We start from the raw sequence: 25,185 nt of genomic DNA on the forward strand, positions 1-25,185 counted from the left end.
TCCGATTCCCGGCCGGTCAGTGGATGTCATCCTGCCATGCCACCATCGCGACGGCGCGACGAGCAGTTCGCGGCGCTGCCACACCGACCGGCGAGCCCTCTGTCGCCTGCACGACTCCGTCGAGGTGTCGCGTCCTCACTTGATCTCGATGTTCTGCAGCCGCACCTGTGTCTTGGCGAGCAGGGTGCCGTCCTGGTCGACCATGTCGACGGCCCAGAGCTGCTGACGACGGCCGCGATGGATCGGCGTCGAGGTCGCGGTCACGGTGCCCGCCCCGACGGACCGGATGAAGTCGGTGTTGTTGTTCACCCCGACCGCAGTGCCGCCGATACCCGTGTCCTGCAGCCACAGGTAGGCGCTCATGCTGGCGATGCTCTCGCCGATCGCGCAATACACACCGCCGTGCACGATGCCGAACGGCTGGTGATGACTCGGCGTGATCTCCATCGTGGCGACCATCTTGTCGGGTCCCGCTTCGACGACCTGGAGGCCCAGGACGCCGTCGAGTCCCTTGCCGAATGAACCCTGGAGGATCTCGTCCGCACTGTTCGCTGCCATGCCGTCCACAGTGGCATGCGCCCCCGTCGGTCGCGACGGCGGTCCGGGGAACACCGATGACGCGGCGCGCGTTGTCTGTCCGTACATACCGGAAGGCCCCGCACCTCTGGGAGATGCGGGGCCTTCCGTGCCGTGGACCGGGGGTCTCTGCAGCCCTCAGGACTCTCACGCGGTCCGACGTGACACTTAATGTAGGCTAGCCTTACCAACGTGTCAAGCGGCGCGGGAATGTCCACGTCAGAGGCGTGTTCCCCCTCGGACGCGGTGTACGGCACGCATGTGAGCAACAACTGGGTATCCAGCGGACCCACTATCGGAGGCAGAGCAGTAAAATGCGAAAGATGAATGGCCTGGGCGACCTCGAACGCGCTGTGATGGACTCGTTGTGGGAGAGCTCTGCCCCCCAGACGGTGCGGCAGGTACATGCCGACCTGTCGCGTGACCGTTCCCTCGCCTACACCACCGTCATGACCGTGTTGCAGCGGCTGGCGAAGAAGAATCTCGTGACGCAGATCCGCGACGACCGAGCGCACAAGTACGTCCCGACCCACCCCCGCGAAGACCTCGTGGCGAGCCTGATGGTGGACGCACTGAGCGAGGCCGATGCACCGGGTTCACGTCACGCGGCGCTCGTGTCGTTCGTCGGTCGAGTCGGCGCCGACGAAGCAGCGGCACTGCGCCACGCCCTCGATGAGCTCGAAGCCGCCCGCGGAACGGGCGACACCAGCTAGATTCGCGGAACCCCCAGCAGCCCACTTTTAGGAAATCACCAGATGACCGCCTTGCTCTTCGGCATCGTCAGCCTGGTGCTCGCCGGCCCAGTACCCGAGGCATTGTCCCGGGCACGGTGGCCGATCCGGGCACCACGTGCGGCGATGACGCTGTGGCAGGCCATCGCGCTGGCCGCCGTCCTCTCGGCGTTCAGCTGTGGCCTGGCGATCGCGGCCAATCTTCTCGTGATCGGCCCTGATGGCACGCCGATGACGCACCCGCTGCGTGAGATCGAGCGCCTCGGGCTTCCGCTCTGGCTGCTGTGTGTCGGCGTCTTCGTCCTCACGTTGCTCGTCGGCGCGCGGCTGTTCTTCACCGTGATCCGCGTCGGACTCCGTACCCGCGCCCGCCGCAAGGCCCACCGCCAGCTCATCGACATCCTCGACCGCTGCGACCGAACCGACGACGTGAGCGATCCGCTCTACGCCCGCGACGTCCGCATGATCGACGTCGAGCAACCCCTCGCCTACTGCCTGCCGGGTCTTCGTCAGCGCGTCGTGGTCAGCGAAGGCGTGGTCCACCGCCTGACCCGTGACGAGCTCGTCGCGGTGATCGCACACGAACGCGCCCACCTGCGCGCCCGGCACGACCTCGTCCTCGAGGCGTTCATCGCGCTGCACGAGGCCTTCCCGCGATTCGTGCGCAGCAGTTCGGCGCTCGGGGCTGCCGAACTCCTCGTCGAGGCACTCGCCGACGACCAGGCGGTGCGCGCCACCACTCCGACCACGCTCGGCCGCGCTCTCGTGGCCTGTGCCGACGCCGTCGCGCCGCGTGGCGCCATGGCTGTCGGTGGTCCCACCACCCTCACCCGGGTCCACCGGCTGCGTGATGACCGTCCCTCCCGGTTGCTCGCGGCAGGCGCCTACATCGCGGCCGCGGCGATCCTCGTGCTCCCGACGCTCGCGGTGGCCATTCCGTGGCTCACCGAGCTCAACCGCCTCATGACGGCATTCTGACGCGGGCCGGTATCCCCGTTACGTCGCCCGGGATCGCAGCCACCCCGGTCCTGCTCCCCTGACCCGACTGGGTCACACCGGAGGCAGCTCACCGGACTGGGCACAGAGGCAATAGGCTGTCGGCATGAACAACGTCGACTCATCGTCACCTTCCGCGAAGGCCCAGATCGGTGTCACCGGCCTGGCCGTCATGGGTTCGAACATCGCACGCAACTTCGCCCGCCACGGGTACACGGTCGCGTTGCACAACCGGAGCATCGCCAAGACCGACGCACTGCTCGAAAACCACGGAAACGACGGTGACTTCATCCGCACCGAGACCGTGGCGGAGTTCGTCGAGGCCCTCGAACGTCCGCGCCGAGTGCTCATCATGGTCAAGGCCGGCGACCCGACCGACGCCGTGATCGAAGAACTCGCCGACGCGATGGAGCCCGGCGACATCATCATCGACGGCGGCAACGCGCTCTACACCGACACCATCCGCCGCGAGGCTGCGATGTCGGCGCGAGGACTGAACTTCGTCGGTGCCGGCATCTCCGGCGGCGAAGAGGGCGCGCTCAACGGCCCGTCGATCATGCCCGGTGGCCCCGTCGAGTCCTACGAATCGCTCGGGCCGCTCCTCGAGTCGATCGCCGCACAGGTCGACGGTGAGCCGTGCTGCACCCACATCGGCCCCGACGGCAGCGGCCACTTCGTGAAGATGGTGCACAACGGCATCGAGTACGCCGACATGCAGCTCATCGGCGAGGCCTACGACCTCATGCGCAAGGCGCTCGACATGCCCGTCGCCGAGATCGCCGACGTCTTCCGCGCATGGAACAGCACCGAACTCGAGAGCTACCTCATCGAGATCACCGCGGAGGTTCTCAGCCAGGTCGACGCCGAGACCGGCAAGCCCCTCGTCGACGTCATCGTCGACGCCGCGGGCCAGAAGGGCACCGGCCGCTGGACCGTGAAGTCCGCCCTCGACCTGGGCATCCCGACCACCGGAATCGCCGAGGCAGTCTTCGCCCGCGCACTGTCGAGCGCCACCGACCAGCGGGCCGCCGCTCGCGGTCTGTCGTCGGGCAACCTCGGTGCGGCACCGGCCGACCGGGACAGCTTCGTCGAGGACATCAAGTCCGCGCTGTACGCCTCGAAGGTCGTCGCCTACGCACAGGGTTTCGACCAGATCGCGGCCGGCAGCGCCGAATACGGCTGGGACGTCGACCGCGGGGCACTCGCGACGATCTGGCGCGGCGGTTGCATCATCCGGGCGCAGTTCCTCAACCGCATCCGTGAGGCGTACCACGACGATCCCGCCCTGCCGAGCCTGTTGCTCGCGCCGTACTTCCGCGAAGCCGTCGAGGTCGGTATCGACAGCTGGCGCCGGGTGGTTTCGACCGCGACGCTTCTCGGTATCCCCGTTCCGGCGTTCGCGTCGTCGCTGTCGTACTACGACGGTCTGCGGGCCGAGCGCCTGCCGGCCGCACTGACCCAGGGCCTGCGCGACTACTTCGGCGCGCACACCTACCAGCGCGTCGACAAGGAAGGCACGTTCCACACGCTGTGGAGCGGCGACCGCTCCGAAGTGACCGAATAGGAGTCGACGAACCCCAGTGCGTTTCATCGAAGGCCATCGGCCGACCCACGACCTGACCTACGACGATCTGTTCATCGTCCCGGGACGGTCGGACGTCAGCTCGCGATTCGACGTGGACCTGTCGACGTCCGACGGCAGCGGGACGACGATCCCGCTGGTCGTCGCGAACATGACCGCGGTCGCCGGCAAGCGCATGGCCGAGACGGTGGCCCGTCGCGGTGGGCTCGTGGTCCTCCCGCAGGATCTGCCCATCGAGGCGGCTGCCGCGTCGATCGCCTACGTGAAGTCGCGGCATCTGGTGGCGGACACACCCGTCACCCTCGACCCGGGCCATTCGGTGACCGATGCGACGGCGCTGATCCCGAAGCGCTCGCACGGGGTGGCGGTCGTCGTGGAGGACGGCCGCCCGGTGGGAGTCGTCACCGAGAAGCGCTGCCGGGACGTCGACCGTTTCGCGCGGGTGCGCGAGATCGCCGACCCCGACTTCGTCACGTTCCCGGTCGACACGCCACCCCGCGAGGTCTTCGACGCCCTCGGCGACCTGCACCTCGACCTCGCGGTTCTGGTCGAACCGGACGGCACTCTCGCCGGCGTCCTCAACCGGGTCGGCGCTCTGCGTCACGCGATCTACACCCCGAACGTCGACGCCGCCGGCGCATTGCGCATCGCCGCGGCCGTCGGCATCAACGGCGACGTGGTCGGCAAGGCCCGCGCACTCGTGGCGGCCGGCGCCGACCTGCTCGTCATCGACACCGCGCACGGCCACCAGGAGAAGATGCTGACCGCGCTGTCGGCGATCGCCGGCGCCGACCTGGGCGTTCCGCTCGCCGCAGGCAACGTGGTGTCGGCCGAGGGCACCCTCGACCTCATCGCCGCCGGGGCGTCGATCGTCAAGGTCGGTGTCGGGCCGGGTGCGATGTGCACGACCCGGATGATGACGGGGGTCGGCCGGCCCCAGTTCTCCGCCGTCGCCGAATGTGCTGCCGTCGCAGCCGGACACGGCGCTTCGGTGTGGGCGGACGGCGGTGTCAGGCACCCCCGCGACGTCGCACTGGCGCTGGCCGCCGGGGCATCGAACGTCATGGTCGGCTCGTGGTTCGCCGGTACGCACGAATCACCCGGCGACCTTCTCGAGGACGCGCAGGGTCCGTACAAGGTGAGCTTCGGGATGGCATCGAAGCGGGCCGTCGCGGCGCGATCGAGCGGCGACAGCACCTACGATCGCGCCCGCAAGAGCCTGTTCGAAGAAGGCATCTCGACGTCGCGGATCCGACTCGACCCCGAGCGTCCCGGAGTCGAGGACCTCATCGACCACATCTGCGCGGGAGTCCGCAGCACGGCGACCTACACCGGCGCACGGAATCTCCGGGAACTGCACGACAAGGTGGTGCTGGGCATCCAGTCGCCCGCCGGTTTCGCCGAAGGACGGCCCCTGCCGGGCGGGTGGTGACGTGGAGATCCTGCTCCTGGTCGCGAGTCTCGTCGGTTTCATCGCGCTGACCCTGGGAACCGCGCTGTTCGTCGCGGCCGAGTTCTCGCTGACGGCGTTGGAACGTTCGACGATCACCGCCGACGTCGCCGATCGCGGTGATCGGCGTGCGCGGATGGTCCAGCGCGCGCACTCCACCCTGTCGTTCCAGCTCTCCGGTGCCCAGCTCGGCATCACCATCACAACGCTCATCACCGGCTACATCGCCGAGCCGGTCCTCGCCCGCATTCTCCGGCCGCCGCTGGACGCGCTGGGGGTCGCCGACTCGGTTGCCTCGGCGACGTCGCTGATCCTGGCCCTGATCATCGCGACGTCACTGTCGATGGTGCTCGGCGAACTGATCCCCAAGAACCTGGCCATCTCCAAGCCGCTGGCGGTGGCCCGCGCCACCGCGGGTCCGATGACTGTGTTCTCCGCGGTGTTCCGCTGGGCGATCAACGGCCTCAACGGCACCGCGAACTGGATCGTGCGCCGCCTCGGCATCGAACCCACCGACGAGCTCGCTTCGGCACGGTCACCTCAGGAACTGGTGTCGCTCGTCCGCAATTCGGCTCGCCGCGGCGCGCTCGATCAGCAGACGGCCACCCTCGTCGACCGGTCGCTGCGCTTCGGCGAGCTCACCGCCGAGGATCTGATGACCCCCCGCGTCACGATCGACTGCCTCGACCGCGGCGACACCGTCCGCGATCTCGTCATGGCCTCCTCTCGCACCGGTCACTCCCGGTTCCCGGTCGTGATCGACGGCGACCTGGACGATCTCGTCGGCGTCGTCCACATCAAGCAGGCGTTCACCGTCGCGCCGGAGCGGCAGGCGACGACGTCGGTCACCTCGATCGCGCGGCCGGTGCCGCGAGTGCCCGCCAGCCTCGACGGTGATGCGCTCATGGAACGGATCCGAGCCGACGGCATGGAACTGTGCGTGGTGATCGACGAGTACGGAGGAACCGCGGGCATCGTCACCACCGAGGACCTCATCGAGGAGATCCTCGGCGACGTCACCGATGAGCACGACGACGAACGCGCCGACGTCGCCGTGGACGGCAACGGTTACCTGTGCGCGGGCCTGCTCCGGATCGACGAGCTGTACGACGCGACCGGATACCACGCTCCCGACGGCCCCTACGACACCCTGGGCGGCCTCGTGATGTATTGCCTGGGCCGTATTCCCGAGGTCGACGACACCGTCGACCTCCCGCGCCGCTCCCCCGTCGGCGACTCCGACGAGGACGACCAGCAATCCCCGGAGCGTGGCCCCGACGTGACGTGGCGGGCCACCGTCGCGCAGATGGATGGTCGTCGGGTCGACGCGGTCGCGATCCGTCCGGCCCCCGAGGGAGCGGCTCCACAGGCAGGCCAGGCGGAAGTCGAGACACGACATGGGTGACCTCTGGGCGGTCGGACTGACCTTCGTGCTACTCGCGGGCAACGCGTTCTTCGTCGGTGCCGAGTTCTCCCTGATCTCGGCCCGGCGTGATCGACTCGAGGCGCTGGCCCAGGGCGGAAAAAACCGCGCGCGCACGGTCATCCATGCCGGTGAGCGACTGTCGCTGATGCTCGCCGGAGCCCAGCTCGGCATCACGATCTGTTCGATCCTGCTGGGCCGCGTCGGTGAACCCGCCGTCGCCCACCTCATCGAGCATCCGCTTCACCTCGCCCACGTGCCCGATGCCCTGCTGCATCCGATCTCGTTCGCCATCGCACTGTCCCTGGTGGTGGTGCTGCACATTCTCCTGGGTGAGATGGTGCCCAAGAACATCGCGCTGGCCGGGCCGGAGTCCGCGGCCATGCTGCTCGTTCCGGTGCATCTGATGTTCATCCGCCTCGTCCGCCCGCTCATCGCGTTCTACAACTGGCTCGCCAACATCTCGCTGCGGTTGCTCCGCGTCGAACCGAAAGACGAGCTGGAGTCGACGGTGTCGTTGGGCGAGCTGGCGGAGATGGTCGGCGAATCCAAGCAGGAGGGTCTCATCGATGCCGAGGAACACGAGCGCCTGACCCGAGCGCTGCAATCGATCGGTCGTACGGTCACCGAGGTGATGATCTCGTTGGACCGGATGCGCAGTGTCGGGGTGCAGGTCTCGGGTTCGGGCGGTATCGGGCCGACGCTGGGTGCCGTGGAGAAGGCGGTCTCCGAGACCGGGTTCTCGCGCTTCCCGGTGCGCGGGCCGGACGGCACGTTCACCGGTTACCTCCACCTCAAGGACGTGCTCGACGAGATCCTCGACGAGCACGTGGGCCCGGACACGATCATCGGCGTCGACAAGATCCGCCCGCTCCCCGTCCTCGCCTCGACCACGCCGCTCGACGAGGCCACCGCCGTGCTGCGTCGCACCAGTTCGCATCTGGGAGCCGTCGTCGACGACAGCGGCCGCACGATCGGCATCGTTCCGCTCGCCGACCTGGTGGAGGAGTTCGTCGGCAACGTTCGCGACGAGACCCACCGGGTGTGACCGTGGTGACCTCACGAACGGCCATCCCGACCACGCTGCTCGGCGCCGAGGAATGGCGGGCCCGTAGGGACGCCCACCGCGGCGCGGTCGACGACCTCATCGGCCCGTACCTCGCCGCACGACGACGCGGTGCTCGTCACCCGGTGATCGACTTCCTGTTCACCTATTACTCGTCACGACCCGCCCATGTGCTGCGATGGCACCCCGGATACGGCGTGGTCCTGGCCGACGGCGAGGAGTTCCTGTCGCTGCGCGGGTACGAGCGGGTCGACGCGGGTGTCGCGGTCGGTGAGTCGTGGCGCCGCAGTCGCGTGGGCGCGCTCACCGCGGCGGCCGACCTGCTCCGCGCCACCGCGGCGCGTCCCTCCCGTCTGGGGTGCTTCGGCCTCCACGAGTGGGCGATGGTCTATCGCAGCGACGACACCCGGCACGACGTGCCCCTCCGACTGGGCCGAGCGGGCACCGACGCGGTCGTCGAGAGCATGCCGTTGCGGTGCACCCATTTCGACGCCTTCCGCTTCTTCACCGACCCGGCCCGGCCCCGCAACGAGACGGAGCTCAGCAGGATCACCCAGATCGACCACGAGCAGCCCGGTTGTCTCCACGCGACCATGGACCTCTACCGGTTCTGTTTCACACTCGCACCGTTGATCCCGTCCGAGCTGACCCTGGAGTGTTTCGCCCTCGCCCTGCGCGCTCGCGACCTGGACATGCGCGCCAGCCCCTACGACCTGACCGACCTGGGCTACGCGCCGGTGCCCGTCGAGACGCCGGCCGGGCGAGCGGAGTACGTGCGCGAACAGTCGACGATCTCCGAGCACGGCACGCGCTTGCGATCGAGGCTGCTCGATCTGTGCACGGAGCTCGTGGACCGTACGCACACCCGCGACGGGAGGCGCCTGCCGCGCGCCGTTACCGACGAGTAGCATGTATGCGTTGTCATTCGCTCGAGAAAGGCTGCCATGTCTGACCGGATCACCGTCAACGGGTTGCAGGTCGCTACGGTCCTGCACGACTTCATCAACCACGAGGCGTTGCCCGGTACCGGTGTAGATGCGGACGCCTTCTGGGCCGGCGCAGCATCGGTGATCGCCGATCTCGCCCCGCGCAACCGCGATCTCCTCGCCGTTCGTGACGACTTGCAGGCCAAGCTCGACGCCTGGCACCGCGATCACAAGCGCGCCGACCTGACCCCCGGGACCGCCGACTTCGACGCGTACAAGTCGTACCTGACCGAGATCGGTTACCTCGTCGAGGTGCCCGCGGACTTCCAGATCACCACCTCCGGCGTCGACCGCGAGATCGCCGACACCGCCGGTCCGCAGCTCGTGGTCCCGGTCCTGAACGCGCGATTCGCCCTCAACGCCTCCAACGCACGCTGGGGTTCGCTCTACGACGCGCTCTACGGCACCGACGCGATCCCGGAGACCGACGGAGCCGAGAAGGGCAAGTCGTACAACAAGGTCCGCGGCGACAAGGTCATCGCCTACGCCAAGGACTTCCTCGACAAGGCCGTGCCGCTCGAACAGTGCAGCTACACCGATGTACGGTCCTTCGCCGTCGTCGACAACGCGCTCCAGGTGACGCTCGACGGCGACAAGACCTCGACTCTCGCCGATCCGACCGCCTTCGTCGGGTACCGGGGCGACGCCGCCTCACCGACGTCGATCCTGTTGCGCAACAACGGGCTCCACCTCGACATCGAGATCGACCCGTCGTCGCCGATCGGTTCGACCGATCCGGCAGGCATCAAGGACGTCGTCGTCGAGTCCGCGATCACCACGATCATGGACTTCGAGGACTCGGTCGCCGCGGTCGACGCCGAGGACAAGGTCATCGGTTACCGCAACTGGCTGGGCCTCAACAAGGGCGATCTCGCCGAAGAGGTCAGCAAGGGCGGCAAGACCTTCACCCGTGTGCTCAACGGCAACCGCGAGTACACCGCGCCCGACGGCGCCACGTTCGACCTGCACGGGCGTTCGCTGCTGTTCGTCCGCAACGTCGGACACCTGATGACCAACGACGCCATCCTCGACGCCGACGGCAACGAGGTCCCCGAAGGAATCCTCGACGGCCTGATCACGTCGCTGATCGGCATCCACGGTATGTCCGATGACGGACTGCAGAACTCGCGGACGGGTTCGGTCTACATCGTGAAGCCGAAGATGCACGGCCCCGACGAGGTCGCCTTCACCGTCGAGTTGTTCGGCCGCGTCGAGAAGGTCCTCGGCCTGCCGGAGAACACCCTCAAGGTCGGGATCATGGACGAGGAGCGCCGCACGACGGTGAACCTCAAGGCCTGCATCAAGGCAGCATCCGAGCGCGTCGTCTTCATCAACACCGGCTTCCTCGATCGCACCGGCGACGAGATCCACACGTCGATGGAAGCCGGCGCGATGGTGCGCAAGGGCGAGATGAAGCAGCAGACCTGGATCGGCGCCTACGAGAACTTCAACGTCGACACCGGCCTGCACGCGGGTCTCCAGCACAAGGCGCAAATCGGCAAGGGCATGTGGGCCATGCCCGACCTGATGGCCGACATGCTCGAGCAGAAGATCGGGCATCCCAGGTCCGGCGCCACCACCGCGTGGGTTCCGTCGCCGACGGCCGCCACCCTGCACGCACTCCACTACCACCAGGTGGATGTGTTCGAGCGCCAGGACGAGATCGCCAAGCGCGATCCCGCCTCCGTCGACGACGTCCTGACCATTCCCCTCGCACCCAAGACCGATTGGTCCGATGAGGAGAAGCAACAGGAACTCGACAACAACTGCCAGTCGATCCTGGGCTACGTCGTCCGCTGGATCGATCAGGGCGTCGGCTGCTCGAAGGTGCCCGACATCCATGACGTCGCACTGATGGAAGACCGTGCCACACTGCGTATCTCGAGCCAGTTGCTGTCCAACTGGCTGCGGCACGGCATCGTGAGCGAAGCCGACGTCGTCGCGTCGCTGGAGCGCATGGCACCGGTTGTCGACCGTCAGAACGCCGGTGACGCCACCTACCGTCCGATGGCGCCCGACTTCGCCTCGAACATCGCGTTCCAGGCGGCCAAGGAGCTGATCCTCGAGGGGACGACCCAGCCCAGCGGTTACACCGAGCCGATCCTGCACCGGCGCCGCCGGGAGTACAAGGCCGCAAACCCGGCGGGCTGAGCGCGCGGGTTCCGACGTAGGCGATACGACCGTGCCGAACCGCCCAGGATCGGCACGGCGTATCGTCGTACCCTGCACTGCGCATCGGGTCGCCACGGCCGACCGGGCGAGGGACGCACCGAGCAGGGAGGGCATCGGCGTTGGCACATCACCGGAGTAGCGGCGGGGAGAGCATCCGTAGCCGCGGCGTGAGCCGAGGTGTCGTCGCCGCCCTCTTGTCGATCCTGCTCATCGCCGCCGTCGTCGTCACCTGGCAGGACCTGGGCGACCAGATCGACCGGCAGGCCGAGGAAGCTGCGGCGCAATGCGTCGAGGGACGCGCCGAGGTACCGATCGTCGCCGATCCCGACATCGCACCCGGGCTCGCGGCCATCGCAAGCAAACTCGCCGAGAGCGCTCCGGTCGTCCGCGACCGATGCGTCACCGTGGCCGTCCGACCGGGCGACGCAAAGATCACCCTCGACGGACTCGCCGGAACCTGGGACACCGCGTCGATGGGCGCCCGTCCAGCTGCCTGGGTACCGCAGTCGTCGGTGTGGTCGGCCGACCTGGCCGCCGCGAAACCCGACGCCATCGAGGGCGACACCAGATCCCTCGTGTCGACGCCGGTGGTTCTCGCGGTGTCACCCGCCCTGAACGACGCGGTGGGCGCCGACCTCGACTGGTCGCAGATCCCAACTCTTCAGCGCCGGGACAACTCCCTCGCCGACGTGGGTCTGCCGGGCTGGGGCTCGTTGCGCATGGCGATGCCGATCGGCGCCCAGTCCGACGCGAGCGCGTTGGCCGCGCAAGCGGTCGCCACGCGTGTGACCCGCACATCCGGGCCCCTCACCGCCGCCGACGCGGAGTCACCTCGGGTCAGTTCGAGCGTCCGGGCGATGCTGGAGGGCGCGCCGCTGTCCCCCGACGGCACCCCCAAAGGCGCTGCGACGCTGATCGCCGACGCCCCGGACCCGGCGAAGGCCGCCATCCACGTGGTCCCGATCACCGAACAGCAGCTGTTCCAGATGACGCGAGCCGACACCCGCCCCCGGCTGGCCGAGCTCGTCCCCGGCGGCCCCACGCCGATCGCGGACTATCCGATCGTGCGCCTCTCGGGCACCGACGTCGCCGACTTCGCGGCCGACGCCGTGGCCGAGTTCATCGAGTTCGCCTCACAACCCGAGCAGTTGCAACTGCTCACCGAACTCGGGTTCCGTGGCGCCGCCCCGATGCCGAAACCCACACCGACCGTTTCCTTCCCCCGCACACCCAACCCGATGCCCACCCCGGAGAACGGGGCGATCGTCGCGATCAACCGGCTGGTTTACGGGCCCGCCAGCGTGCCGGCGAGTTCGAGCGCGCCGGCGGTGCCGTCGGGAACCGCGGGCAGCTGACCCGCGGTTCCCGCGCGCGACTCAGCTGCTGTACGCCTCGATCGGCGGGCAGCTGCACACGAGGTTCCGATCCCCGAACACCCCGTCGATCCGACGGACGGACGGCCAGACCTTGGCCCGCGCCCCCGCCGACGGAAGCCCCTGCGGGTAGGCCGCGATCTCGCGCGAATACGGGTGATCCCACTCGCCGACGAGTGCTTCGGCCGTGTGCGGCGCACCGCGGAGCGGGTTGTCGTCGGCCGGCCATTCACCTCGGCCCACGAGCTCGATCTCTTCGCGGATGGCGATCATCGCCTCGCAGAACGCGTCGATCTCGTCGAGGTTCTCGCTCTCGGTCGGCTCGACCATGAGGGTGCCCGCGACGGGGAAGCTCATCGTCGGGGCATGGAAACCGTAGTCGGCGAGGCGCTTTGCCACATCGTCGACGGTGACGCCGCTCGCCTTCGTGATCCCGCGGAGGTCGAGGATGCACTCGTGGGCGACGAAACCGTCGTCGCCGGTGTAGAGCACGGGATAGTGCTCGCCGAGGCGCTTGGCGACGTAGTTGGCGGCCGCGATCGCCGTCAGGGTCGCCCGGCGCAGGCCGGCCGCCCCCATCATCGCGATGTAGGCGTACGTGATCGGCAGGATGGCCGCCGATCCATAAGGCGCAGCGGCGATCGTCGCCGTGCCGGGCAGTTCCTCGGCGAGGGGGTGCCCGGGGAGGAAGGGTGCCAGGTGATCGCGGACCGCGACCGGTCCGACGCCGGGACCGCCACCACCGTGCGGGATGCAGAACGTCTTGTGCAGGTTCAGGTGACTGACGTCGCCGCCGAAGTGGCCGGGCCGGGCGACGCCGACCAGCGCGTTGAGGTTGGCGCCGTCGACGTAGACCTGGCCACCGGCGTCGTGGACGGCACCGCAGACCTCGCGGACGTCGTGCTCGAACACCCCGTGCGTGGACGGATAGGTGATCATGATGGCCGCGACCCGCCCCTCGTTGGCGGCGATCTTCTCCCGCAGGTCGTCGAGATCGACGTCGCCGTTGTCACGGCAGGACACGACGACGACGCGCATCCCGGCCATGACCGCCGACGCCGCATTGGTGCCGTGTGCACTCGACGGGATGAGACAGACATCCCGGTCCAGGTCGCCACGGCTGCGGTGATATCCGCGGATGGCGAGCAGTCCGGCGAACTCGCCCTGCGAACCCGCGTTCGGTTGCAGGCTGACACGGTCATAGCCGGTGACGGCGACGAGCCAGTCCTCGAGTGTCGAGATGAGTTCACGGATCCCGACCGTGTCCTCGGCCGGGGCGAACGGATGCAGCTGCGCGAACCCGGGCCACGTGATGGGTTCCATCTCGGTGGTCGCGTTGAGTTTCATCGTGCACGAGCCCAGCGGGATCATGCTTCGGTCCAGCGCGATGTCCTTGTCGGACAACGCCCTCAGGTAACGCAGCATCGCCGTCTCGGTGCGGTACCGGTTGAACGCCGGGTGGGTGAGGAACTCGGTGGTGCGGTTCTCGATCGGCTGCGCGAACGACCGCGGTGTCACGCCGGCGACGTCGAAGGCCCGGAGAACCGCATCGAGGTCGGCGTCGGTGGTCGTCTCGTCGCAGGCGATCGCGACCGTGTCGGCGTCGACGCGACGCAGGTTGATCCCTTCCCGACGCGCACGCTCGACGATGACGTCGGCGTTGCCGGGTGTGCGGACCTCGATGGTGTCGAAGAAGTTCGCATGGGCGACAGACAACCCACCTGCGGCGAGCGAATCCGCCAGACGGGCGGCGGCGGCGTGCGTACGTCGTGCGATCGCCCGCAGACCGTCCGCACCGTGATACGACGCGTACATGGCGGCCATCACGGCCAGCAACACCTGCGCGGTGCAGATGTTGCTGGTCGCCTTTTCACGACGGATGTGCTGTTCGCGGGTCTGCAGCGCCAGACGGTAGGCCAGGTTCCCGTCCGCGTCCTTGGAGATGCCGACGAGGCGCCCCGGAAGCTGGCGGGCGTGCCGCGAACCCACCGCCAGGTATCCGGCGTGGGGACCGCCGAAGCCCATGGGGACGCCGAAACGCTGTGTCGTGCCGAAGCAGACGTCCGCGCCCTGCTCCCCCGGCGGAGTGATGAGGGTGAGCGCGAGCAGGTCACCACCGACCGCGACGAGCGCACCGCGGTCATGGGCGGTCTCGATGATTCCCGCGGCGTCGACAACCCGTCCGGACGCGCCGGGCACCTGGAGGATCACGCCGAAGAATTCGCCGTCGGGCAGCCCTTGCCCGGGCAGATCCGGGTGCAGTGACGCCTCGACGACCTCGATTCCCAGCGGTTCGGCCCGGGTGTCGATGACGGCGCGCGTCTGCGGGAAGAGATCGGCGTCGACGACGACGCGGGGAGACTTCGACTTGCCCGCCCGACGCATGAGAGTCATCGCCTCGGCCGCGGCGGTCGCCTCGTCGAGCATGGACGCGTTGGCCACCTCCATGCCCGTGAGGTCGGCGACCATGGTCTGGAAGTTCAACAAGGCTTCGAGCCGGCCCTGGCTGATCTCCGGCTGATAAGGCGTGTACGCCGTGTACCAGGCCGGGTTCTCCAGGACGTTGCGCAGGATGACGCCCGGGGTGTGGGTGCCGTAGTACCCGAGACCGATCATCGAGCGCGCGACCGTGTTACGCGCCGCGAGATCGCCGAGCTGCGCGAGCACCTCGGACTCGCTGAGCGGTTGAGGCAAGGCGCCCAGCACGTTCGAGTCGAGTTCGTCGGCGATAACGGCCGGCACGACGCGGTGGGCCAGGTCGTCGAGCGAGGAGACGTCGATCGCGTCGAGCATGCGTCGGGTCTCGTCCGCGTCGGGGCCCACGTGCCGGTCGACGAAACGGTCGGAGGGAGTGATCACGGCGGCGGGCAGGGTCCCGTCGGGAGTCGACGCATCAGGGGTGGGCGCATCGGGGTTGGGCGCATCGGGGTTGGGCACGGTCGAGGACAACCTCTCGCAGGCGCCGGTGAAGGGCACCGGCAGGCTGGCCCTCCCCCTCTGTCATGTCGTCGGCCGGAGCCGAGGGACGCCTGAGAGATTCGGCTGGCCCGCAACACTGCGGGCCGACCTTTCACCGTGGGCGGACGACGAGTCGTCACTTTCCAGAGACGTCGTCACCACCACGGTCCTGGGTGCCTGAGAGTTTGACGGAGAGGTGTTGCTCCTTCGGCGGCCACCGACCGAACGGTCAGAGGCGCTCTCCCGCAGCGTAGCGACGCGGGCTCGAGTCTACGCGGACCAAGGACTACCCGGTGCGACGGGCACGGTTCTTGCGCCGCGCGGCGAGCTCGTCTTCGGGTGAGGTCTCGCTGACACCGCCGTCGGCGCGCTCACCGGGGAAGTCCGCGATGGTGCCGCTGAGTTCACGCATCGCACCGCTGACCGCGATACCGAACACGCCCTGTCCACCCTGTAGGAGGTCGACGACCTCTTCGGCGGACGTGCACTCGTACACCGTCGTACCGTCGGAGAACAGAGTGATCCGAGCGAGATCCTCGACGCCGCGCTGGCGGAGATGGTCGACCGCGACCCGGATGTTCTGCAAGGAGATCCCGGTGTCGAGAAGCCGCTTCACGATCTTCAGGACGAGGATGTCCTTGAACGAGTAGAGACGCTGGCTGCCGGACCCGGCGGCTCCCCGGATGGACGGCACGACGAGCGACGTGCGCGCCCAGTAATCGAGCTGGCGGTAGGTGATACCCGCGATCTGGCAGGCACTGGGCACCCGGTACCCGACCAGCTCATCCGGCACGGTGTCGTCGGGGAAGAGCCCCGGTGCGATGTCACCGAGACTGCCCTGCGTCGGAACGGCATTCGGACGGTCGGCCTGACCCGAGCCCGATGACTCGGCCCCGGGGCGAGCAGCTGACGGGTCGCTCGACTTCTCTTCGTTGTCGACCGGACGATCGCCCACTTCTGACTCCCTCGCAAAGCTCGGATCGGACGCCGCACCACAGTGCCTGACATCCACGTCCACAGTACGCGGTCCAGGCCGTTCCGGGTCACCCGATGGTCCTCATCGGCCCATGTGTGGACCCGATGTTGCTGATGACGCTAGTGCGGCCGATGTCGGTGGATCAACGCGACTCGCCCTACGGCTCAACCTCAACTTGAGATTGAGACAAACGGTGATCGGGCGGTGTCCATTCCGTGATCAGGAGCGGACGGCGAGGCGCTCAGGCGCCGCCGCTGGCCTTGAAGTCGTCCGGGGACACGTTGTCGAGGAACTCCTTGAACTTCTCGACCTCGTCCTCTTTGACCTCTTCGGCCGGGGCCTCTGCGGTCTCGTCGGAATCCTCGTCGGGGATCAACAGGCCGGCCTCGGCGAGGACCTCCTCGTCGGCGATGATCGGCACCTCGGCGCGCATCGCGACCGCGATCGAATCCGAGGGCCGAGCCGAGACGCGAAGGTCACCGCTGAAGACCATCTCGGCGTAGAACGTGCCCTCTTGCATGTCGACGATCCGGACCTCGAGAAGCGTCTGCCCGAACTCCTTGATCAAGTTCACGATGAGATCATGAGTGAGCGGACGGGGAGGCTCGATTCCCTTCTGGCGCAACGCTATCGAGGCAGCTTCGCTCTGCCCGATCCAGATCGGCAGGTAGCGCTCGCCGTCGACCTCGCGCAGCAACAGCACGGGCTGGCTCTGCGGGGGCTCGACCCTGATGCCCACCACACGCATCTCGCTCATCTCGCACCTCCCAGACGCCACATACGGCGCTCGATTAATGATCTCGACGCTACACCGAGTACGCGGAGAGCGGCGGCCGACTCGCGGCGGCCTGCCACCGATCCTTGCTGTTCAACCGGCGCGCGACAACAGGTCCCGGGAAAGACCGCCTGCGGAGAAATGTGTCAGTCCAGTGCGCCGCGCACCGCGGCCTTGACGAGTTGGGTGTGCAACGTCACCGACAACGCGGCGATCTCGCGCACCAACTCCTCGGCGCGGTCGCGCGCGCCGGTTCCCTTGCCCTTGGCGATCGGGTTGGCGATCTGGGCGACGAGCCCGGCCTCGCGGTCGGCGGACACCTTGAACGCGCGGAGGTGCCGGGTCTCGAGCCCGTAGCTCGCGAGCGCTGCGGCCGCCTCGACCAGGCGCACGGCATCCTCGTCGAAGAAGCCCGCCGGGCCGGCACTCAACAGTCCGTTGCGCTGCAACTCCGTGACGAACGCCGAGTCGACGCCCGTTCGCTCGATCAGCGACTCGCGGGACACACGGCCGGCGCGGGCTCCGAAATCCGTGGCCGGTGCAACGGTCCCGCGTGCTGCGGACAGCACGCGGGTCCCGCCCGGACCGAACCCGCCGTCACCGTTGTCGATGGCGTCGAGTTGCTCTTTGATGACCTTCAGCGGGAGATAACGGTCCCGCTGGGCGGTCAGCACGAAACGCAGCCGATCGCAGTCGGCCTGGCTGAACCGCCGATAACCCGAAGGTGCCCGTTCCGGGGTCACCAGACCCTCCGACTCCAAGAATCGGATCTTCGAGATCGTGATGTCCGGGAAGTCATCACGCAATTGGGCGAGGACGGTGCCGATCGACATCGATCCTTCGCCGCGGGGGGCCGTGGACGCCGTCACGGGTGTCAGGCGTCTGCTTCGTCGCGCGGGCCGCTGAGGAAGACCAGACGGAACTTGCCGATCTGAACCTCGTCGCCATTGCTGAGCGATGCGGTGTCCACCGGTTCCCGATTGACGTAGGTCCCGTTGAGGCTGCCCACGTCGACGACCTGGAACTCGTTGTCGCCGAGCCGGAATTCGGCGTGACGGCGACTGACGGTCACGTCGTCGAGGAAGATGTCGCTGTCGGGGTGACGTCCCGCGGACGTCGTCGGCTGATCCAGGAGGAACCGCGACCCCGCATTGGGTCCTCGCTTCACGACAAGCAGCGCGGTCCCGGGCGCGAGTCGTTCGACTCCCGTCTCGGCCGGCTCACTCGAGGTACTCGTCCCGGCATCGAGCTCATTGATGAACTCCTCCCGGAACACCGAGGTGGTCTCCACCGGCGCCTCGAAGTCCCTGTCGTTTTCGCTCACCACTTCTCCTTCGTCGTCGTCAGTGCCAACCGCTCAGTCCTTGCATGCATCCGGCGGAACCGTTGCGCTCTCCGGGACGCTCCCCGTCGGTTCTCGCCACGATGGCCGATCGAATCTACATGACATGTGCGGCCGGGTAGATCTCGGCGCGTGATCGTGAACATCGGTGTCACGTCGCGCCTCGTTCCCACTGCCGTAACCGTACCGGTCATGCCGATCGCACCGTCGAGCGAGTCGACTCCGGCATCGACGATCATAACGTCACCGAAGCGATCACCCGGGTCGATCGCACCACCGGCCGGTCGCGGCAGGAAAATCGTCACCCCTCGATGACGGCGCGGTATCCCGCCGCGTCCAGAACCTCGCCGAGGTGCTCGTCGAGGGTCGCCTCGTCGGCCGACTCGATCTCGACCAGCCAGCCCTCGCCGTAGGGGTCGGAATTGACCAGGTCGGGAGAGGCGTCCAGCGCGTCGTTGACCGCCGAGACCGTGCCCGCGAGCGGACCGAAGATGTCCGAGACGCTCTTGGTCGACTCGACTTCGGCGAACGACTCGCCGATCGTCACCTCCGCGCCGCTGTCGGGTAGCTGCACGAACACCACGTCACCGAGCGCATCCTGCGCGTAGTCGGTGATGCCGACGCGCACAGTCGTGGGTCCGAGCCGTTCGATCCACTCGTGCTCCGCGGTGTAGCGCAGGGTGTCTGGCACTTTGCTGTCGGTCACTGCGAACCCCTTTCGTTCTCGGTCAGACTCTACTGTCTGCCGAGGTGCCTGCCGGGTGACGCGGCGGCATGAGCCGCACCACCAGGATCGTCTGATACCAGTACAGGACGAAGGACCACAGATAGAGTCCGACTCCCCAGATCATGAAGGCCCACCCGATGGGGTGGGCGATGGTCCCCACGATCGAATCGAGTTGTCCGGCAAGGAGCCACGGGAAGGCGCTCATGAGCGCGAAGGTCCCGGCCTTGCCGATGTAGAGGACCGGGAGCGCGAACACGCCGCGCGACCGGAGAAGCGGCGCGGACGCGAACAACAAGACGTCGCGCGCGATGATGACGCCGATCAGCCACCACGGCAGGAACTCACGGATCCCGAACGCTACCGGGATGATCACGATGTAGAGGCGATCGGCGGCCGGGTCGAGCAGCGCCCCGATCCGCGACGACTGGTTCAGCAGGCGAGCGATCTTGCCGTCGGCCCAGTCGGAGAACCCGGAGAACATCAGCACGGCGAAGGCCCACCCATCCGCCTTCTCGACCAGCAACAGCCAGACGAACACCGGGATGAGCGCGAGCCGCAACACGCTCAACGCGTTCGGGACCGTGACGATGCGGTCCGGAGCCGGCGTGGCCGCCGCCTCCGGTTCGGTCACCGGAAGATCCCGATGATGCCCTGAAGCGTCTTGGCCCCGCCGGAGGAGAACAGGTTGTCGTGCACCATGTAGGTCCAGGTCGTCGTCGACCGGTGCAGGTCTGCCGTACCGAGATCGACGCCCTCGTCGGTGATGGTCGCCTCGCGGAACGTCTCCCGGGCCTTCGTCAGCGCCGTGCCGGGCAGATCGGCGAACTCCGACAGGATCAGTCGGTGGAACTCGTCGAGTGGGCTCTCCTTGCCCAGCGAGCGCAGATGGATGCTGGCGCGCACGTCGGAGACGAACGCGAGGTGATCCGCCCAGGCACGGTCGAGGTGGTAGAGCACGATCTCGCGCGCCGCCTGCGAGAGCACCTCACGCGGCACCGGCGTCTGCGCGGGGGCCGATGCGGCGTTATCCGTTGCGGCGTCCGTCTTGTCGGCCCCCTCGACAGTCTTGTCGGCGTCGGACTTGTCGGCATCGGACTTCGCGGTGTCGGACTTGTCGGCGTCGGACTTGTCGGCGTCCCCCGTCGACTCGCCGAGCAGCTGCGCGTAACGCTCGGGTTCGAGCTCGGCGAGTTCGTCGAGCGCGGCATCGGTCGTCAGGATTCGCATGCGCCGGTCCACGATGATGTCGCGCTGCTGGTTCACGAGCTTGTTGTAGCGCCAGGTGTTGGCGTGCAGTTCGAGCATCACGCCCTCGGCGATGCGCTGCGCCTGCTCGATGAGGTCGATGCCCTTGCTGCCCATGGACCCGTCCTCGTTGGGCGACACCGGGTCACGCTTGAACGCGAGGTTCTTGGTGACGACCGGGTCCTCGAGGCTGGAGAAGAACACGGACGTACCCGGGTCGCCCTGGCGGCCGGCGCGTCCGCGGAGCTGGCTGTCGAGGCGTTCCGTGTCGTGACGTCCGGTACCCACCACACACAGACCGCCGAGCTCGATCACCTCGTCGTGCGCCTTGTCGTCGTCGTGGGATCCGCCGAGCTTGATGTCGGTGCCCCGGCCGGCCATCTGCGTCGAGACCGTGACTGCGCCACGGGCACCGGCCTCGGCGATGATCTTGGCCTCCTCGGCGTCGTTCTTGGCGTTGAGGACCACCGAGGGCACGTCCGCCTTGTCCAAGAAGTACGCGAGCTCTTCGGATTCGGCGACGTCGTGCGTGCCGATGAGCACCGGCTGACCGGTCTCGTGGATCTCCTTCACGTACGCGACGATCGCCTCGACCTTGTTGGCCTTGGTGTCGTACACCCGGTCGGGCAGATCGGTGCGCCCGTTGGGCGTGTTCGGTGGGATCTGCGACACCCGCAACTCGTAGAACTGGCGGAACTGCTCGCCCGCCGCGATCGCGGTACCCGTCATGCCGCACACCTTGGGGTAACGGCCGACGAGCGCCTGCACGGTGATGGTGTCGATGACCTCGCCCGAGTCGGTCTGGGTGAGACCTTCTTTGAGCTCGACCGCCGCCTGCACGCCGTCCGGCCAGCGCTGCAACTGGGCGACGCGGCCTCGCGACGCGTTGATCAGGTGCACACCGCCGTCGCGCACGATGTAGTGGATGTCGCGCTCGAGCAGGTAGTGCGCGTGCATGGCGATGCTGACATGCACCAGCGTCGTACCGACATGTTCCTCGCTGTAGAGATCGATACCGCCGAGCTCTTCTTCGACGAAGGCCGCGCCCTCATCGGTGAGCGTGACGTTGCGTCCGTCCGCATCGACCTCGTAGTGCTTGTTCTTCATCCGCGACACGACATCGTGAATCGCCTGGTCGGGCACCTCGGTCTCGGTGGAACCGGCGAGCACCAGCGGCACCAGGGCTTCGTCGACGAGCACCGAATCGGCCTCGTCGATGATGGCGACGTCGGGCTTGGGCGAGACGAGGTCGGACTCGGACAGAGCCAGCTGGTCGCGCAGGACGTCGAAGCCGATCTCGTTGACCGAACCGTAGGTCACGTCGCCCGCGTAGGCCCGGCGGCGCTCCTCGCGACTCGAGTTCTCCGCGATCGCATTGACCGCGATCCCGAAGACGTCGAACAACGGCTTCATCCACTCCGCGTCACGGGTCGCCAGATAGTCGTTGACCGAGATGACGTGCACCTGATGCCCTTGCAGGACATACCCGATCGCCGCGATCGCACCCGCGAGGGTCTTGCCCTCACCGGTCGCCATCTCGACGATGTCGCCTTCGAGAAGGCGCAGCGCGCCCTGCAACTGCACATCGAAGGGGCGGAGTCCGATCGACCGGTCGGCGGCCTCACGAACCAGCGCGAGGAACCGTGCGCGATCCGCGGCGTTCTCCCCGATGTCGAGTTTCTCGGCCTCGCCGGCGAATGCGTCGTCGGCGAGTTCGGCGGCCCAATCGGTGTGGGCTTCGGCGTCTTTGATCACGCCCACCGACTTCGACTGGTTACGAGTCGACTGGGCGCCCAGCAGACGCCACATGCTGTTGGTCAGCTTTCCCACCGAAACTTTTCTCCTGATCGTTTCCCGGTCAACTTTCCGGCCCACCCCCATGCGGCGGCCAGGTCAGCCACAACGGTACGCGGCTGCTGGTCGAGCGGCGTCGGCGACATTATGATCAGTCCACCGATTCCGCCCGAGGACAAGGACGACGCATGACCAGGACTCGCCGGAACAGGGTTCGCTGGCGTCTCATCCGTGCTGTGCTCGCCGGGTTGCTGGTGGCCACCGGGGTCGGTTTGGGTGCGTTCAACGACTGGTGGGTTGCGCTGTTCTTCGGGATCCCGCTCGTCTTCGTCGGCATCGCGGTCAGCCCCCGGCCCTCGCGGGTGTCCGAACTCCCGGAGTTCCGGCGCGCCAACTCCCCCGATGCGCCGCAGGTCGAGGTCGAGGCCCTCACACGCAGCAGCCTCACCGCCGAGGACCTCCAGCCGACGATGGTCGCGGCCACCATCAATCCCCCGGACGACACCGCCTACCGCGCCCGCTGGATCACCTCGATGACGAAGGGCAACTTCCAGTCGCTGACCGACAGTCCGTTCACGACCCTGCCGCCGGATGCGCTGCCACCCCGGGAGCAGACCGAGACGCCCGAATTCGACGACCAGCCCGGCCGCTGGGCGGTGGTGTACCCGGTGGTGACCCTGCTGGCCGCAGGCGCGCTGCTGTTCGGGGTCGCCGACGGGTGGGACGTGGAGGGGCCCTCGCTGTCCGGCTTCGATTCGGCGGTCGACGCCGGGGAGCAGGAAGACGACGAAAACGGACCGACCCTTGCCGACCGGCATCGGCGGTTGATGGACGCGATCGTCGAGCACGAAGGCCCACAAGCCCCACGGAATGTGGTGAGTTTGCGGTACAACCTCGGTTCATCCTCTGACCAGGCGATCGTCGTCGACCCGGCTACCGGCCGAACGACCAGCATCAGCGCCTGGGATGAGGACTCGAACGAGACCAGAACGTCGGCCTTCGATCGACAGATATCGTTCGACGCCGCGGCCATCAACACCGATGTCCTTGGTTCCATCAAGGCGCCCATGGAGTCGGCGGTGCGCACGTATTCGCCCGGTGCGGAACTCACAGCCGTCCGTATCGAGCGTTCCGGCCCGAACGAGCCCGTCATCATCACGGGCAGTGTCGATGGCGGCGAGGACACATCGCGCGACTTCGAAGTCCAGGCCCGACCCGACGGCACCGTCGCCGACTTCTTCGACCCCGCGGACTTCCAGAAGTCCTTCCAACTGGCACGCGACCAACTGGTGGCTGCCCGCGTCTCGTTGAACGCTCCCGTCATCGAGGAGTTCATCATCCAGGGGACCGCCGAAGGGGTGTCTCCGGTGAGCGCAAGCGACATCCAGAATTCGGGCGGAGTCCTGGTCCGATACCGGATCGGTGACCGAGGCGGCGAGGTCGCGGTCGCCCCCGGCCACTTCCCTACCGCCGATACCCCATCAGGCCGCTATCGCGCAGAGGGCTTTCGCTTCGACCGGATCTCCGCGGAGCTGTTCGACCGGGTCCGCGCCGACCTGATGAAGCGCGCGTCGGTGCCGGAGTACGACCGGGACGCGGTGATCGTCGAAGTCGAGCGCAATCGGGTGGACGAGGATCAGCCTTTCGTCATCGCGGTGAAGCTCTTCAACACCGACGATGCCGAAGGCCTCTACACACTGGACGGCGACTTCATCAAGATGGGCCTGAACTGACGGTTCGGTCGTCGTCCGACACTCTCACGCCTTGGGCGTGCCCGCTTCCAGCGCCCGGCGTGTGACGGCCTGCAACTCGGCGACCGCCGCCTCGGGCGGGTGCAGCACGCCGCGGTCGGTCATCGTGCTGACGATGTCGCGTACCCGGCCGTAGTAGGTGGCCTGTTCGGCGGGCGTGCTGCTGGCGGCTGCGTGGTTGTAGAGCTTGAGCGCGCGATCGAGATCGTCCTGATCGCCTTGCTCCAGATAGGTCGCGCCCACGCGACGGCCGTGTTTCTCGCACGCGATCCAGGCCCGTCGGAGTGCGGCCACGGACTGTTGGTAGGCGTCGGCCCGCGACCGGTTCCTCGGGTACTCGTCGGTGCGCAGCGCGGTTGCCTCGTCGAGCGCGAGGTGAAACGTCTGCGTCTGCTCGACCGTCACGTCGGTGACAGCCGGGTACCGGAGGAGCATCGCGGGATCGAGTTCGTAGGTGCCGTAGGCGCCGAGGATCTCGTCGTGCCTGCGCGCCGCCTCTTCCCACAGACGTTCGGCGGCCTCGTCGGAGCCTGCGTCGACGATGCGCGGTCCCATCGACGGCGGCCTGGTCAGGTCCACCGGCTCGGCGTCAGGAGCCGATGTCTCGGCACGCGGCCTCGACGTGGCGGATGTGGACGCCTTCTTCTTGGTCGTCACACGTTCCGGAGCGTGTCGGCGGAGCCGCGTGAGAATCTCGGCCACGGCCGGATCGCCTTCGACGACCGCGACCCGCCAGAACTCCGTCTCGGCCTCAGACTTGTCGGACGCCGAAACAGATTCCGCGTCAACGGGTTTGCCGTTCTGGGTCGCGAACGTGAGCTTCAGATACTTCTGCCCGGCGACGGTGAGGTGCTGGGCTCGTCCGCCGGCCATGTGCGACGTCGAATCCGACGGCCCGCCGACCGCGACGGTGACCAGCGAGGTCAGCGGGTACGCCTGGAGGGTGCGGTCCTCGTTCCCGAAGTAGACGGTGTCGTCGTCCACTGTGAGCAACACCGCGCCACGGTCACCGAGGCGTCCGTATGCGGCGCTCAGCAGTGATGCGGCCAGTGCCGCGGCGACCACGGCCGAGGTGACGAGGCCACCGACCCCGGCGATGTTGAGCCCTACGAGTGAGACCATCCCGGCGAGCATCAACACCCATGCGGAGGTGGCAGAGCGATGGTGACGCCCGGAGAGATACTCCGTACGACAGGTCACCGGGACCATGAGGCGCCCCCATTCGTCATATCCATATCCCCGTCCGGTCGGCTACCGTCGTG

At 67.7% G+C, this 25,185-nt stretch carries 20 protein-coding genes and 1 riboswitch; of the genes, 10 read left to right on the top strand and 10 right to left on the bottom strand.

Going from position 1 to position 25,185, the window contains the following annotated elements:
- Positions 1 to 135: 135 nt before the first annotated feature.
- Positions 136 to 558: a PaaI family thioesterase gene (locus tag MAY35_RS05030; protein ID WP_238419707.1), complete on the bottom strand. Its 423-nt coding sequence runs from the start codon at positions 556 to 558 to the stop codon at positions 136 to 138.
- Positions 559 to 890: 332 nt separating this feature from the next.
- On the opposite strand from MAY35_RS05030, the gene MAY35_RS05035 reads away from it, so the two are divergent.
- The 9 genes from MAY35_RS05035 to MAY35_RS05075 all read left to right on the top strand — a co-directional run bounded on the left by MAY35_RS05035 (position 891) and on the right by MAY35_RS05075 (position 12,337).
- A complete protein-coding gene (locus tag MAY35_RS05035; RefSeq protein WP_238419709.1) occupies positions 891 to 1,289 on the top strand; it encodes a BlaI/MecI/CopY family transcriptional regulator in 399 nt (132 codons plus the stop codon).
- 42 nt (positions 1,290 to 1,331) lie between these two features.
- The gene (locus MAY35_RS05040) at positions 1,332 to 2,285 is read left to right on the top strand and encodes a M56 family metallopeptidase (RefSeq protein WP_238419711.1); all 954 of its coding nucleotides are present in this window, start codon (positions 1,332 to 1,334) and stop codon (positions 2,283 to 2,285) included.
- 124 nt (positions 2,286 to 2,409) lie between these two features.
- Positions 2,410 to 3,867, top strand: a complete 1,458-nt coding sequence (gene gndA / locus MAY35_RS05045) for an NADP-dependent phosphogluconate dehydrogenase (protein ID WP_238419713.1) — start codon at positions 2,410 to 2,412, stop codon at positions 3,865 to 3,867.
- 16 nt (positions 3,868 to 3,883) lie between these two features.
- Positions 3,884 to 5,317, top strand: coding sequence for a GuaB1 family IMP dehydrogenase-related protein (locus tag MAY35_RS05050; protein WP_238419715.1), 1,434 nt, complete (start codon positions 3,884 to 3,886; stop codon positions 5,315 to 5,317).
- A 1-nt stretch (position 5,318) separates the two neighbouring features.
- The gene (locus MAY35_RS05055; RefSeq protein ID WP_238419717.1) at positions 5,319 to 6,740 is read left to right on the top strand and encodes a hemolysin family protein; all 1,422 of its coding nucleotides are present in this window, start codon (positions 5,319 to 5,321) and stop codon (positions 6,738 to 6,740) included.
- On the top strand, positions 6,733 to 7,806 hold the full coding sequence (locus MAY35_RS05060) for a hemolysin family protein (RefSeq protein ID WP_238419718.1): 1,074 nt from the start codon (positions 6,733 to 6,735) through the stop codon (positions 7,804 to 7,806). Before MAY35_RS05055 ends, MAY35_RS05060 begins: the two co-directional genes overlap by 8 nt.
- Positions 7,803 to 8,732 (top strand): 3-methyladenine DNA glycosylase, encoded by a 930-nt coding sequence (locus MAY35_RS05065; protein WP_238419719.1) that lies wholly within the window; start codon positions 7,803 to 7,805, stop codon positions 8,730 to 8,732. Before MAY35_RS05060 ends, MAY35_RS05065 begins: the two co-directional genes overlap by 4 nt.
- Before the next feature lie 36 nt (positions 8,733 to 8,768).
- Positions 8,769 to 10,961, top strand: a complete 2,193-nt coding sequence (locus MAY35_RS05070) for a malate synthase G (RefSeq protein ID WP_238419720.1) — start codon at positions 8,769 to 8,771, stop codon at positions 10,959 to 10,961.
- Positions 10,962 to 11,101: 140 nt separating this feature from the next.
- Positions 11,102 to 12,337: a substrate-binding domain-containing protein gene (locus MAY35_RS05075; protein ID WP_238419721.1), complete on the top strand. Its 1,236-nt coding sequence runs from the start codon at positions 11,102 to 11,104 to the stop codon at positions 12,335 to 12,337.
- A gap of 21 nt (positions 12,338 to 12,358) precedes the next feature.
- On the opposite strand, the gene gcvP is transcribed toward MAY35_RS05075, so the two are convergent.
- The 8 genes from gcvP to secA2 form a co-directional block, all read right to left on the bottom strand.
- A complete protein-coding gene (gene gcvP, locus MAY35_RS05080) occupies positions 12,359 to 15,226 on the bottom strand; it encodes an aminomethyl-transferring glycine dehydrogenase (protein ID WP_238419812.1) in 2,868 nt (955 codons plus the stop codon).
- A 241-nt stretch (positions 15,227 to 15,467) separates the two neighbouring features.
- A riboswitch (glycine riboswitch) is annotated at positions 15,468 to 15,569 on the bottom strand.
- 30 nt (positions 15,570 to 15,599) lie between these two features.
- The gene (locus tag MAY35_RS05085; RefSeq protein ID WP_238419722.1) at positions 15,600 to 16,268 is read right to left on the bottom strand and encodes a MerR family transcriptional regulator; all 669 of its coding nucleotides are present in this window, start codon (positions 16,266 to 16,268) and stop codon (positions 15,600 to 15,602) included.
- Between the two features lie 262 nt (positions 16,269 to 16,530).
- The gene (locus MAY35_RS05090; protein ID WP_238419723.1) at positions 16,531 to 17,046 is read right to left on the bottom strand and encodes a bifunctional nuclease family protein; all 516 of its coding nucleotides are present in this window, start codon (positions 17,044 to 17,046) and stop codon (positions 16,531 to 16,533) included.
- 164 nt (positions 17,047 to 17,210) lie between these two features.
- The gene (locus tag MAY35_RS05095) at positions 17,211 to 17,897 is read right to left on the bottom strand and encodes a MerR family transcriptional regulator (RefSeq protein ID WP_238419724.1); all 687 of its coding nucleotides are present in this window, start codon (positions 17,895 to 17,897) and stop codon (positions 17,211 to 17,213) included.
- Between the two features lie 41 nt (positions 17,898 to 17,938).
- The gene (garA, locus tag MAY35_RS05100) at positions 17,939 to 18,391 is read right to left on the bottom strand and encodes a glycogen accumulation regulator GarA (RefSeq protein WP_005199386.1); all 453 of its coding nucleotides are present in this window, start codon (positions 18,389 to 18,391) and stop codon (positions 17,939 to 17,941) included.
- Between the two features lie 316 nt (positions 18,392 to 18,707).
- Positions 18,708 to 19,112 carry a glycine cleavage system protein GcvH gene (gene gcvH, locus MAY35_RS05105; protein WP_238419727.1) on the bottom strand — a complete coding sequence of 135 codons (405 nt, stop codon included), beginning with the start codon at positions 19,110 to 19,112 and terminating at the stop codon, positions 18,708 to 18,710.
- Positions 19,113 to 19,134: 22 nt separating this feature from the next.
- A complete protein-coding gene (locus MAY35_RS05110) occupies positions 19,135 to 19,764 on the bottom strand; it encodes a CDP-alcohol phosphatidyltransferase family protein (RefSeq protein WP_238419730.1) in 630 nt (209 codons plus the stop codon).
- A complete protein-coding gene (gene secA2, locus MAY35_RS05115; protein WP_238419731.1) occupies positions 19,761 to 22,208 on the bottom strand; it encodes an accessory Sec system translocase SecA2 in 2,448 nt (815 codons plus the stop codon). The genes MAY35_RS05110 and secA2 overlap by 4 nt, the downstream gene beginning before the upstream one ends.
- Positions 22,209 to 22,360: 152 nt before the next feature.
- Here secA2 and MAY35_RS05120 point away from each other — a divergent pair, with 152 nt between their 5' ends.
- Complete coding sequence (locus tag MAY35_RS05120) at positions 22,361 to 23,905, top strand: hypothetical protein (protein WP_238419732.1); 1,545 nt, start codon at positions 22,361 to 22,363, stop codon at positions 23,903 to 23,905.
- Between the two features lie 24 nt (positions 23,906 to 23,929).
- On the opposite strand, the gene MAY35_RS05125 is transcribed toward MAY35_RS05120, so the two are convergent.
- On the bottom strand, positions 23,930 to 25,132 hold the full coding sequence (locus tag MAY35_RS05125; RefSeq protein ID WP_238419733.1) for a hypothetical protein: 1,203 nt from the start codon (positions 25,130 to 25,132) through the stop codon (positions 23,930 to 23,932).
- Between the last annotated feature and the right edge of the window lie 53 nt (positions 25,133 to 25,185).

The organism is Gordonia sp. 'Campus', assembly GCF_022206305.1.
Classification (GTDB): domain Bacteria; phylum Actinomycetota; class Actinomycetes; order Mycobacteriales; family Mycobacteriaceae; genus Gordonia.